At 42.6% G+C, this 12318-nt stretch carries 15 protein-coding genes and 1 pseudogene; 7 read left to right on the plus strand and 9 right to left on the minus strand.

Annotated elements, in window-relative coordinates; genetic code table 11:
• Positions 1-122 precede the first annotated feature (122 nt).
• Positions 123-770: a DUF3885 domain-containing protein gene (locus KNQ05_RS06545; RefSeq protein WP_214765680.1), complete on the plus strand. Its 648-nt coding sequence runs from the start codon at positions 123-125 to the stop codon at positions 768-770.
• Positions 771-819: 49 nt separating this feature from the next.
• Here the strand turns inward: KNQ05_RS06545 and KNQ05_RS06550 are convergent, their stop codons facing one another.
• The 6 genes and pseudogenes from KNQ05_RS06550 to KNQ05_RS06575 form a co-directional block, all read right to left on the minus strand.
• The gene (locus tag KNQ05_RS06550) at positions 820-1263 is read right to left on the minus strand and encodes a helix-turn-helix domain-containing protein (protein ID WP_214765677.1); all 444 of its coding nucleotides are present in this window, start codon (positions 1261-1263) and stop codon (positions 820-822) included.
• A 72-nt stretch (positions 1264-1335) separates the two neighbouring features.
• Positions 1336-1860 (minus strand): DUF421 domain-containing protein, encoded by a 525-nt coding sequence (locus KNQ05_RS06555; RefSeq protein ID WP_214804831.1) that lies wholly within the window; start codon positions 1858-1860, stop codon positions 1336-1338.
• Between the two features lie 127 nt (positions 1861-1987).
• Positions 1988-2554: pseudogene (locus KNQ05_RS06560) on the minus strand (helix-turn-helix domain-containing protein); the annotation flags it as partial.
• Between the two features lie 558 nt (positions 2555-3112).
• Positions 3113-3340: a DUF2188 domain-containing protein gene (locus KNQ05_RS06565; protein ID WP_088836900.1), complete on the minus strand. Its 228-nt coding sequence runs from the start codon at positions 3338-3340 to the stop codon at positions 3113-3115.
• Between the two features lie 67 nt (positions 3341-3407).
• Positions 3408-4265 (minus strand): SDR family oxidoreductase, encoded by an 858-nt coding sequence (locus KNQ05_RS06570; RefSeq protein ID WP_214765671.1) that lies wholly within the window; start codon positions 4263-4265, stop codon positions 3408-3410.
• Positions 4266-4484: 219 nt separating this feature from the next.
• Positions 4485-5423: an SMI1/KNR4 family protein gene (locus KNQ05_RS06575; protein ID WP_214804833.1), complete on the minus strand. Its 939-nt coding sequence runs from the start codon at positions 5421-5423 to the stop codon at positions 4485-4487.
• A gap of 171 nt (positions 5424-5594) precedes the next feature.
• On the opposite strand from KNQ05_RS06575, the gene KNQ05_RS06580 reads away from it, so the two are divergent.
• Complete coding sequence (locus KNQ05_RS06580; RefSeq protein WP_214804835.1) at positions 5595-6500, plus strand: EamA family transporter; 906 nt, start codon at positions 5595-5597, stop codon at positions 6498-6500.
• A gap of 12 nt (positions 6501-6512) precedes the next feature.
• A complete protein-coding gene (locus KNQ05_RS06585; protein ID WP_214804837.1) occupies positions 6513-6977 on the plus strand; it encodes a hypothetical protein in 465 nt (154 codons plus the stop codon).
• 82 nt (positions 6978-7059) lie between these two features.
• Here KNQ05_RS06585 and KNQ05_RS06590 read toward each other — a convergent pair whose 3' ends face one another.
• Entirely contained in the window at positions 7060-7536 is a 477-nt protein-coding gene (locus tag KNQ05_RS06590; RefSeq protein ID WP_214804839.1) for a glutathione peroxidase, read from the minus strand.
• A 75-nt stretch (positions 7537-7611) separates the two neighbouring features.
• Complete coding sequence (locus KNQ05_RS06595) at positions 7612-7830, minus strand: hypothetical protein (RefSeq protein WP_214804841.1); 219 nt, start codon at positions 7828-7830, stop codon at positions 7612-7614.
• 254 nt (positions 7831-8084) lie between these two features.
• Between KNQ05_RS06595 and KNQ05_RS06600 the strand changes: the two genes are divergently transcribed.
• Positions 8085-9056, plus strand: a complete 972-nt coding sequence (locus tag KNQ05_RS06600; RefSeq protein ID WP_214804843.1) for a DUF2268 domain-containing putative Zn-dependent protease — start codon at positions 8085-8087, stop codon at positions 9054-9056.
• A 107-nt stretch (positions 9057-9163) separates the two neighbouring features.
• On the opposite strand, the gene KNQ05_RS06605 is transcribed toward KNQ05_RS06600, so the two are convergent.
• On the minus strand, positions 9164-9781 hold the full coding sequence (locus KNQ05_RS06605; RefSeq protein ID WP_214804845.1) for a hypothetical protein: 618 nt from the start codon (positions 9779-9781) through the stop codon (positions 9164-9166).
• 660 nt (positions 9782-10441) lie between these two features.
• Here KNQ05_RS06605 and KNQ05_RS15670 point away from each other — a divergent pair.
• The 3 genes from KNQ05_RS15670 to KNQ05_RS06620 all read left to right on the plus strand — a co-directional run bounded on the left by KNQ05_RS15670 (position 10442) and on the right by KNQ05_RS06620 (position 11871).
• On the plus strand, positions 10442-10684 hold the full coding sequence (locus KNQ05_RS15670) for a hypothetical protein (protein ID WP_251135101.1): 243 nt from the start codon (positions 10442-10444) through the stop codon (positions 10682-10684).
• 65 nt (positions 10685-10749) lie between these two features.
• On the plus strand, positions 10750-10905 hold the full coding sequence (gene relB / locus KNQ05_RS06615; RefSeq protein ID WP_251131949.1) for a type II toxin-antitoxin system RelB family antitoxin: 156 nt from the start codon (positions 10750-10752) through the stop codon (positions 10903-10905).
• A 486-nt stretch (positions 10906-11391) separates the two neighbouring features.
• Positions 11392-11871 carry a DUF7878 domain-containing protein gene (locus KNQ05_RS06620; RefSeq protein ID WP_214765643.1) on the plus strand — a complete coding sequence of 160 codons (480 nt, stop codon included), beginning with the start codon at positions 11392-11394 and terminating at the stop codon, positions 11869-11871.
• Positions 11872-12318 lie beyond the last annotated feature (447 nt).

Below are 12318 nucleotides of genomic sequence, written 5' to 3' on the forward strand. Positions count from 1 at the left end.
TGAGTGGATTGTTTTATTTTGATTCTATCTTTGATACCCTTAACTGGAAATCTTCATTCATCCGGAGACGTTCTTAAATATAATAGGAAAGTACACAACAACTGCCAAGGAAGGAACACTTTATGAAACTAAACGATTATTTCCACATTCACTTCGACAATCCAGATGTTTTGGAAGAATCTTTTGCGGAGCGTCCACTGACACTCAGTCTCGACTTGCAAAAAGGACTTTACCAAATACAGGAGGATTCCGATGAACTGAATATGGCCTACTTTGAGAAGGTCTATCAAAAATCCCTCGCCTTGTTTGAAGATCTGTTTCAGGAAGACGACCGTCTGTACCTCATTGTACGTGTCAGAAAAGAAGTCCAGTCTCCTCCGGCGAAAAGTACGGAGATCTTTGAGCGTTATCTTAAAAATAACAAGAATCGATACGCGCTTGAGTTCGAAAAAAAGGCTGTCCGCGATGAGGAAGAAGTCATTTACCAATACGCCCGCTTATTACCGAGCAGACAGTCCATTCGTTATAAAAAGTTGCTTCAAGCAATCTGCAATCAGGACTTTCCTGAATTGTATCCCCGCTTTAAGTCGAGACAGACGTACTATCCTGAAATTTTTTTCGTCAACCCTGCCAAAGACATCATCCTGTATATTTTTGACGACCGGGGTTGTTTCATTCTGCTCAATGAGAAAGAGACCTTTTATCGTCTGCACGAAAAATATAAATCTGACCAATCAGAAGGCTTTCTTAATTGCTTTGACACGCAGTAAGTTCATGTATTGCACAACTCAGGAATCCGACCTAATGGTCGAAAATTGATTAGGCTACCCCCGTCGTCCCGACGGTTGAAGAAGCTAAGATGCGTTCAGCTTCTTGTTTGAGGTTCAGTCCTGCGTTCACATCACGGTCGTAGTGGATGCCACAACTCGGGCACGTCCATTCACGCAAGCCAAGATGTTTCACATCTTTGTGTTGATGTCCGCAACTGGAGCACAGTTGACTAGAGGCGAAGGTCTTGAGTCCGACATCGACGCCGACGGACAAGCCCGTCTTCGGCATTTCGTTGATCTCCTGCTTCAACAACGGGAGTTCTTTTGAGCAAGAACCGTAAGACAGTCCCTTACCTGTCGTGTTATACCTCTCATCCCACTTCGCTAAAAAGTGATTGAAGACGAAGCGCGAACAACCAATGGTTTTCGCAATCAGGATTTCATGCTCTTTTGTCGGATAGATTCTGAATTTGTAGGCCTTCTGTGTCAACATGATGTTCACCACCTTACAAAGGATATACCTAAAAGAGAGGGTCGCGATTCATCTCCCACTTTCATTCGGGCTTCATCCGGATCGTTTAGAAGTGGGCGTTTTTCCGCCTAATTCTGGTAAAGTATCCTCTAGTTCTCCTTTAATAATTGATAAGCTACCGTCTGTTTCAAGAACAACAGCTTTCACCTCCTCTAATCCCCCGATTCCTTTATTACGCACGGCTTGTAAGATTTCGTTCTTGCTGATTCTTTCTTTTTTCATAGCCCTTTCAAGAAATTCGCCTCTTAAATATAGCAATCGTGGTTCTGACTTAATGAGTTTATTGAATTTTTCAAAACGAACAGCTATGAATGTCATTATGAATTGCATTAAAATTAATAGAGTAAGTGCAGTCAATCCTTCTAATAAACTGACATCCTTACTAAGTAAAATAGTAGATAAAGTAGAACCAAGTGCGACTGTAATCACTAAATCGAAAGCGTTCAACTTAGTTAATGTCCGCTTCCCAGAAATTCGTAAAAAAATTATTAGACTGATATAAGCTAAAAATCCTACAGTGGTAATGCGTATAAAACTCTCTATTGTTATTGAAAACATTTAGTCATCCCCTGTCTTTTCAAAATTTTATGCTACTGAACCGTTAGTTCAGTCTGTCGTGGAAAGGCTCAAATTGAACTACCTCTACCTACGCTTCGCTTAGAGGTTAAGGTCTTGCCGTACCATTCCGCTTTGTATTCGAGCATGCGGAAAGTTTTCCTTTCTTATCCAAGGCCAACCGTTGACGACGAGAAAGCTTGCGTTGCTCACGCGCCAGCTTTTTCTCAAGCTAACGAAAAAAAAACGGTCATTCTTGTACACCGTGCCGTTCGACAGGATGGCGAAGGTCTTGAGTCCGACATCGACGCCGACGGATGAGCCCGTCTTCGGGAAGTTGAGACTTGCCCTGAATGTTCGTCCTATACGATTGAACAGGGTTGCACTTTGACTTGAAGCGTGGCCGTTCGTTCAGCTTCTTGAAGAAGCGGTCAAAAGCACCGTCAAGATGTTTGACGTTCGTTTGAATAGACGTGCTATCAACTTCTTTCAACCAGTCGAACGCCTGCTTCAACATCGGAATTTCTTCCGAACAAGAACCGTAAGACAGTCCTTTTCCTGTCATTTTGTATGTCTCATCCCACTTCAATAAGAAGTAATTGAAGATGAAGCGCGAACAACCAATGGTCTTCGCTATCAGGATTTCCTGTTCTTTTGTCGGGTATATTCTGAAGTTGTAGGCCTTGTGTGTCAACATGATGTTCCTCTCCTTGCAACGTATATACCCGAAAGAGTGGTTAGCGATTCATCTCCCACTTTTCACTCGGGCTTCACGCGGATCGTTTAAAAGTGGGCGTATTCTCGCCTAATTTTGAAAAACTGTCAGATAGACGTCACCGTGCTCTTCGAATAAAAATTTTTTGGTCAGCTTTCTCTTAACGGAAGAGGCGTTATCTGATAATCCTAATTACATTGCTTATGCTAAGCCTGACGACAAGACGACAATTGTGTTCTCTGATAATAATGGTAAAGAACTTGGTCAAAATACGATCATATTTGGTACAGACCCTGTCGATTTTGAAATCAACGTCAAAGGACTTCGGGTGACGGCTGAAGGACTAGATACAGTGTAGACAGTCATTTCACCCGTGTTAACAAAGTAATTTCCTTTCATACACCATGAACTCTCATCTTTGAAGTATTTCTTAAATTTAAGTGGTGCACTCAAAGGAGATCACACACGAAAAATACTGCACAATAAAGCACGTCCAGTTTGTATGGACGTGCTTTATTGTGCAGTTCTACCAAACTTCGGTCATCCACGTGGCGGAAAAGGATCATTTCCGTAAGAATCCCGATCGCGGATTTGACCTTCTTTGTTATGAATTATTAACTCTACCTGTTGCTTCTTCGCAATTTCACGACCTGCGGCAATAGCTTCTTTTTGCGTCGAAAAACGTTTTGTGGCTTTGGAAGCCCCTGCCGCTTTGACTTGATATCCACCATCCGGATGTGGTGTGACATGCTGATTTTGTTTCGTCATGAGTTCACTTCCTATCGTTAAAAATTCTCTTGCAAAAAAATGCTTTTATAGAAAGTACCCTTTAAGTTTAATTTTTATTTTCTTGTCTGAAACTTTTAAAATAATCGTTCCAATATTGATGAGATCTACCTGCCGCTTCAAAGTAGTGACTCGTGTTGTTTGACTTACCTTCTCTGATTCCTTGATAAATTCCAGCCACAACTGTTCCAATAAATTCACCTAACTCGGCAATTCGTTCTTCTTTAAATTTTTCCACACTGATTGACGTGTAAGTTAAATCGACATCAAAAGCATTGCTCAAATAATTTGCAAGTTCGTATTGAGTAATGGCTTCGCCATGAAGATTGTATATTTTAGAATCATGCTTATCTTCTATCATCATTTTTGCATACGCATAAGCCAGTTCAGTTCTTGTCGTATAGCCGCATCTGTTGTCGCCTGCACAATTTCGAATGCCACCTTCTTTAATATAGGAGTCGATGTATTCAACATCGGGTTCAATATATATTCCATTGCGCCCAATAACCCACTCTAACCCGCTATCGATTACATCTTGTTCAGTCTGTCGATTACTCTTAACAATTGGTGAAAATGCAGTCCCCTCCTCTGCTCCTTGTATACTAGTGTAGACAATTTTCTTGACACCGCTATTTTTAGCAGCTCGAATGACATTGCGGTGTTGAATTACCCTCTTATCAGGTGCATCCATACCGGATACAAGTAACAACACATCAATCCCTTGAAGTGACTTCTCTAATGCTTCCAGATCGTCGTAATCGCCAGGACGTACTTCAATCCCAATATCCATTGCTTTTTCAGGCGTTCGCGCTAGTCCGATCACATCGCTTTTAGGTAATAGCGAGACCGCTTCTTTAATTATTGCTTTTCCCAACTTACCATTCGCAGCCGATATTGCTATTTTCATTTTTTCTCCTCCTTCGCGTTTTTTAACTGTTTCTTAAAATACAGACTAAACGTAGTAAAAATCCCAAAATGAATCGAGTCTCAAATAAGAAACAGAATATCTTTTCACTACTAAACCTATCCGGATGATAGTGAGTATTTCCCTTACACGCCGTGCTTCAATCTGTTTACTTGTTAAATGACTATTTTAAAAAATCACTACTTTTTCGCAAATCATTTCCTACTCCCAGCCCGGTAAAGGGCGTGGCAATTGTTCTGCAAAGGCCTGATAACCGTCATACTGTATGATTTGGGTTTGCGGATGTTCGACGCGTTTCGCGATCAGTTCACCGGATGCATCTTCGTTTTGCCAAATCGGTGCTTCTTTTTGGAACACATTGATTTCTGTAAAATGGAACCGTGGTTCATCCAGAGTACTCAGCAGGGAGCGATGCACCTGTTTCATCGTATCGTAGTCGGATCTCCACCATAAATCAGGTTTTCCATTTTCATATGTATAAAAAGAAACGATAAACCCTCCCCGGCGGTAAATCGGATACTCAATTTCAATCCGGACTCGTTCCTCGGAAGCAATCGGCACGCCGGCCTGCACATGCTCCGTTTCTTCTTCGACGTAGTAATCATCTTCCCGGACATCAAAAATGTTAAATTCCCAGTACATGTCGCCTTGCGCGATGATCGACCATTCAAGGAATGTCCCGAAGTTTTGACCGATGGCATCGGTGTCCTCGGTTGACCCTTCGTGATACTTCCAGTACATGTAGGGTGTATCTTCTATTTTCGCATGCTCCGTATGAATCAGTAAGTACCCTTCGTTTACCTCACCGATGATCCAGTAATGATCATAGTCTTCATCAATCAGACCGTCTTCCTTGGCTTCGATCGTCTTTTCGATCACTTCCTCGAGCGAATACAAGACCAGCCCCTCGTCACCTAACATAAACAGTTTCGCTCCGTCATGCAGTTCGAGAAATGTCTGGTATTCGCTTGGTAACGGTTGCTTGAACTCGGTTTGGAACGCTTGAAGTGTTTCCGGTTTAACCGGTTTCGGCAGATGGAACGTGCCCTGACCGATTGAATTGTAACTGCGCTGGATGAAAGTCGATCCATGGCTGATTTTCTGTTTGAGTCCATCGAGGACAACTGCGATTTGATTCATAATATCCATCCTTTTATTTCTCTATGTATGAGCCGTCTTGCCTCATCTTCCTTTAGTCTACCATTTTACCAATAATTTGGTCGATTCTTCCTTCCTGTTTCTGTGGTATTCTTTTTCTAATCATAACGGTGCCAGTGTCATATCAGTCACCGATTCATTTGGAGGTGAATCATGCAGAAACAATCGTCGATGTTGCTGATTTTACTGGCAGCGATGCTGTGGGGCACGACCGGCACGTCACAAGCCTTTGCGCCGGAAGCAACTCATCCGATTGCGATCGGCGCCGTCCGATTAGCGGTCGGTGGATTATTTTTACTGTGCCTCGTCTTACTGACGGGAAAGTTGACGCTGAAAGCTTGGCCGCTACAGACGATTTCTCTTGCCGCTGTCAGCATGGCCGCCTATCAGCCGTTATTTTTTTCTGCTGTTCTCATGACCGGTGTCGCCGTCGGAACGGTCGTCGCAATCGGCAGTGCGCCGATTTTTTCCGGAGTCATTGAATGGTTGGTCCTAAAAAACCGTCCCGGTACGATTTGGTGGCTGTCGACGTTACTCTCGATTACTGGCTGTTTGCTACTCGTCATGAATCAAGCGGCCGTCTCGGTCAATCCGCTCGGCATTTTGCTCGCTCTCGGTGCCGGACTGTCGTTCGCCGCTTACACGTTCGTCAGCCGGAATCTGGTGAAAACCCATCCCCCGCTGTCGGTCGTCGCCGTCGTCTTTACGCTCAGCGCCGTCCTGTTGTCGCCGCTCCTGTTCCTGTTCGACCTGTCATGGGTCTTCAGCCTGCGCGGTGCCGGTATCAGTCTGCATCTCGGAGTTTTTGCGACCGGTCTTGCCTACCTCTTGTTCGCAAAAGGGCTCGCGTATGTCTCGTCTTCGACTGCCGTCACGCTGTCGCTTGGTGAACCGTTGACCGCTGCCCTGCTTGGAGTTTTTGTCCTCGGGGAAACGCTCAGTCTGTTGTCGTGGATCGGCATTTTACTTTTATTCTGCGGCATCGGATTACTCATCTGGTCGTCACGGCGGGTGCGACAGCCGGATATCCTCGAACTCGCCAAGGAGAAGCACTCTTAAGGAGGAATAGTCATGCACATCACATTTGAGAAACTGTTGTACCGGGAAGACTATCAGATTGCACTTGATCACTTAGTCATAGATGAGAAAAACAGCGATCGGTTAGCACTTTATTTTCGCGGCCATACGGACGAAATCATGGTGCTCATCGGTGACTATTCCTGCAATTATTTTGAACTGTTGTTTGAAGCAGATTGTGTCTTACTCCGGTCGTCGGATTTGCATGAACTGGATGACGGACTGGAGTTCAGTACGGTTCCGCTCACCCTGTATCAGGACTCGGCACTTCTGACCTTTGCGACGGCCTGGATGGGATTGAAGCGGGACCCGTCGCGAGACTGGACCCACTACGCCATCCGGGCATTTGAGGATGACATTCATATCCTATCCCCGCGTCCACCCGCTTTTACGGACCTCGGTCACAAGATGAGCGACTATATCGTGAAACAGTCGTTAAATCCACAGGCGGATCGTTGATACAAAAAAGCCCTACCTCGCCAAAGGTAGGGTGATGCGATACGCCTGTCCGACGGCTTGCGCCGGACGGGACGTAGTTTCATTATACATAGCGCGCCAGTGTTTTTTCAATCGTCTGGATTGAATCGACCGGGGCAAACCGCTTGACGACCCGCCCTTGACGGTCGACGAGAAACTTCGTGAAGTTCCATTTGATGGTTGACGAAAGCAGTCCTCCCTGTTGCTGTTTCAAGTACGTATACAACCGGTGTTCTGCTGGCCCGTTGACGTCAATCTTCTGAAACATCGGAAACGTCACACCGTAATTCCGCTGACAAAACCGCATCGTTTCTTGCGGATCAGCAAATTCCTGACGGTTGAACTGATCACACGGGAAACCAAGCACCTGAACGCCTTGCTCGGCATACGTGTCGTACAACCGTTGCAAGTCTCCGAGCTGACCGGCGAGCCCGCATTTGCTCGCTGTATTGACAATGAGAAGTACCTCTCCCGCGTAATCTTGTAATGAAACGGTCTGTCCGGTTGCGTCTTTCACTTCAATCTCATAAAGCGATGGCATCCCGTCGCGCCCCCCTTTTCCGTCAGTATACACCGTTAGAAAAACTCCGTCTTTTTTGAACACGCGGCGACCTGCTTACCAGACAGATTCTTCCCGGTCACTCAGCTTAATGACGAACGGCATGATCAGTAAAAAAAACAGGCTGACGTATCCGAGCGACAGATAATGCTGCGTATCTTTTGAAAGATACTGCTTCTCGCCACAGTTCGGGCATGGCTTGCCATGCTTCGCAAAACCGACAGCCAGTACATCTTTCGTCTTCCACTTGTAGTCACAATTCGTACAGCGTACCATCTCATCATCCCCTTTGCTCTCTTCTACTTCTTCTTCTCAAAGCAGGTTTCATGATTTCGGTAATTTCTTATACGATTAGTATTCAAAACAATTTGATACGTGATACTTTTTTTGTAAATAAAAGGAATTATCGAAACCTTATGCAACGGTCTCCCGTATAAAGTGATGTCGCTTCACTATATTGAACTTACGCTCACTGAAGCATTCATTCCTACATATTGACAAAATAATAAACACTGATGGAGGTCCTCCCGTTGAAAAAAGTAATCGTTCCTTTGCTTTGTATCCCGTTCCTTCTGTTATCGGCATGTTCAGATGAAAAAGAAAAAGCAGTGACTCATTCCGAAAGTAAAGAATTTAAACCGGAAACCATAAAGATCGGCAAAGACAGCGAACTGACAATCGTACCGCTGTACGCGCCTTATCAAACATATTTGAAGGCATCGCTTAAGAAAGATGACTCAGCGATGGACGTAAAAAATTATGCAGAATATGTCCTCGGCTACATCGACACGATCGGGGAACAGGAGAACTTCAATACAAACAGCTTAAAAAGCTTTTTCTTGTTGCAATCAACAATCAATGAGCAGGATCTGCTCGATCGTACGAATGAATTGGCGAAACGGAATGACGAAATCAAAGAAATCATTACGAACAGCTACATCGCTTCCCATAAGGTTCTCCCTAAAAAAAACAGCACGATTTTCATCGCACCGTCCAATCCGGAATTTTGGTCGATGATTGATCCGTTAGGAGGAGTCGGTGGAGCAGCTTTTAAGGATTCCATCCTCTTTAATCTAAATCCCGACTTCGATCAGGACGTGCTTGCCTATACGGTCGCACACGAATACCATCACCTGGTCCTGAATGACACACCCGAGTTAAGTTCAATCGATACGTCCCTCGACTCTGTCATCTTCGAAGGGAAAGCCGATGCCTTTGCCGATCGCATCATTAAAGATGTCAAGCCACCGTGGGATAAACCAATCGATGAGGCAGCGAAGAAAAATGTAGCGCGTCTGATTGGAAACGGCGAAGCCGATTATCAGGAGATTACAATGGGAAACACTGAAAAAGACATCCCTTTATGGAGCCGTTACTCTTTAGGTCGCGATATCTTGACGCATCACCTGAAAGCAAACCCTGATCTCGCCATCAAAACATGGACGTATGAAGAGAACGATGACATCTTAAAGGACTACAAGTATCAGGATCTTCTCAAATGATGAATAAGCAAAATAGTAGTGAAAAGAGCAAAGATTCAATTGAGTCAGGTTCGGTGAATACAAAAGAATATCGTTACAGGATGCTTTCTTAATCGTCAAGTCCGTCCTTACATTACGTTTGATAATGGCCGAATTGTCTTTTCGATGATGTCGAGAGAAGCCGGAATCTGAATCCATCTTTCCATCTCCGGGTCAAAATAAAGTCCCTGTTCTCGCATGGTTTCTTTACTGTTCATTTCATCATATTCTAAAATTTGATCCAGATTTTGATCGGACTCCTCAAAGTCATCGAACGGTCCTGACCCATAATAAAAGAGTAAGCCTTCTTTTGTATATCCCTCTAATTCTTGAACCGTTTCTTCCATTAATTCGAGTGGACGTATGCGGGCTTTCGCGTAATCGATGATTGTCGGATAAACGTCAAATGGTATGTCGTGTTCTAAAAATCGTTTCGAATACCATTGCCAAATCCATTTCCACTTACAGATGAAATACACGATGTATTCGACTTGTGATGTTTCTTCCAGCTCATGCATTTCGTAAGACAACGTGATGGTGTCTTGTTCTAGCTCGAATTCAATAATAAATTCACCATTCCGATCTTCCTCTTTCAGAAGTTCATCGATTCGTAAATCGTTTAGTTCAAGGTAGTCCAACAATGGAACTGGTCGTTTTGCTTCTTCGCGAAACAACACCCTTATATTTTTAATTACTTCGATTGTCATTTGGAACCTCCAGAATGAGTCAAGCAAAGAAACCTTGCTTGATTCATTAGTTTTATCAAAACTAGCCACAAATCTACCTATTTCTAAACATTAAGGACGAAATCCTCATGAAAGTCATCACCGCGATACCTATATACAACACATACAAAAGGAAGGAGCAGGGTTCTATATGTATAGTAAAATCGATAAGCTCGGGTTTCAGATTATATCTCACAATATGAAAATAAATGCATCGTCAGTCTAAGTAGTGATATATATAATTGGACGATCTTCGATTTTGAACTATATCATATAGAATCAATCAGAAATGAAAATGAGTGTTTAAAAATCCGAGACAATTCAGGAAAAACGGAAGTTGATATCCGATTTAAGCCACATTTCAGTTTAACTCACATCAGATGATCTGATTAAAAATATGATTGATTTTTTAAGATACTACTTGCGTAGGAGAATAGTTTCAAATGCGTAAATACTTATTGACTGGTTCTGTAATGATCATCTTTGCGTTTTTTTGTTCAATTCGAACCCTTATGTAATGAGCCGCCAGATCCCCGTGTCGAGATAAAGGGACAAAGTATTTTAACGGTCCAAGGTACATTTTGCTGGAGTGGCTTGTTTAGCAGTCAATGTGTAGACAAAATCTACGTAGACGGTCTGCATATGACTGAAAAAAGTAAACCGGTCACCGTCATGCCTAACGAGAAAATCCAGATTTCCTTCGATCCAGAACCTGATACAATCAAAATTTTTCAGTTTAACAACAAGAAGACCGGTAACTCTGTTACGTTAAAAAATAATCAACTGGTAACACCAAAAAATAGCGGAACGTACGCATATGAACTTCAAGCAAGATGGTCGGAGAACGGTGATGGTCAGTTCGCTTTCTTGATCATGGTAAAATGAATAGCGAACGAATAGAGCTCGTGTATACTAACATCTAAATATATATTACAAAGGAGATGATAAGTATGAGTACGATTTCTAAACTTGTTCGCGATGCCGTCCTCGATCGTATTGAAGATGAGATGGATTTACAACTCTATCATGATTCCATGGCAGAATACCGTAAAAAATCAGAATCAATTTCGTTTGACGATATGATGAAGGAACTTGATTTAGAATAACAGCACCTGGTCGGGATGGAAAGAGACTTGTTGCAAATCGTTCGGGTGAATGGCATTATTGCATCGGCGACCCCCTTCTGATTGCTGACATCCAAAAGGAGAAAGTCGTCTTCTTGGTTCTTGAGATTGAATACCGTCGTGAGGTTTATAAATGATTATTATGAACAATTGATCAATTAACCCAGCAAGTATCACAATTTACTATAGTAAGAAGTCCACATCATTCCTCAAGTGTGGACTTCTTTCTTTTTAAATCCTGTTATCACAAGTTAGCAATAATTATCAAAAATTGATTAATCTAAACGACTATACTGAAGAAGAAATCAATACAGAAGAGGAGAGATTCAATTGATTATCGAAATCTGTACGTCTATCATCTCTGAAATCGTACGCAATATCGTTTTCTCAATGTCATTCAAGCGACGTCAGAAGACAAACGATTCAGGAAGTAACTAAAGCGTCTTTGAAAGGATCTGACAGTAAAATATGAGTAGTACTCCTAATCAAGTAATGTTTGCTTATACATTTTTAAATCAACCTACTGCTCTTTCAAAACGTTCTGCAAAGGATATCCCAGCCATTCTTTCAATCGAAGCATCGTTCACTATAACAATGAACGATGACATTTATTTAGAAACCTCATTGTCCATTTTAGAGTTTTACAAATCTCTATACCGTTGGAAAGAAAAAATAACGGAAACGTCAGTCCCTGAGTTTCATTATTACTCAGTTGAATTTGATGCGAACGAAAAAGAAGCCATTATTTCGATGATTCCCTTTTCTAATCGAGGTCGTATTAAATCCATATGGGGTGAACATGATCGATATAATGTATTTCCGTTAGACATGTTAGTTTCATCCTTACTTGACCTAGAACAGAGGCTAAAGTCAGACATTGAAACCTACTTCAATGTCCAGTTAGATAAGTTCATACATCATATTCCTTACACTTTATTAAAGGAATGAATTTCTAATCAAAATTTGTATATTAAATGTTTTTTATCAAAATTAGACGAGAATACTCCCACTTCTAAACGTTCAGGGCGAAGCCTTAGTGCAAGTGGGAGATGAATCGTCTTCGGGCAAGGCGTGTCTTGCGACACGTCAATTGTCCAACACTCTTGGTTTGAAAACAATTAAAACCAGGAATAAAAAAAGTCATGTTCTTTGAAAACTGAAGATATGGCGTTGTGACAGGAAGTTCGTCTGTCACGTAAAATCTTCAACGTTCACCTTGCGGATGACCGAAGTAGCGAAAACCAAGCAGAGTAGGCATCCGTATAAAAGAAACGGACAAGATCAACGTTCAACCGTCGGGACAACGGGGTTAGCCTGATAATTTTTTGACCGCTAGGTTGTTGAATAACTCAAGAATCCTCCACCTCTTAGCGCAGCGTAGGTGGAGGTAGTTCA

The organism is Exiguobacterium sp. s125 (assembly GCF_018618605.1).
Classification (GTDB): domain Bacteria; phylum Bacillota; class Bacilli; order Exiguobacteriales; family Exiguobacteriaceae; genus Exiguobacterium_A; species Exiguobacterium_A oxidotolerans.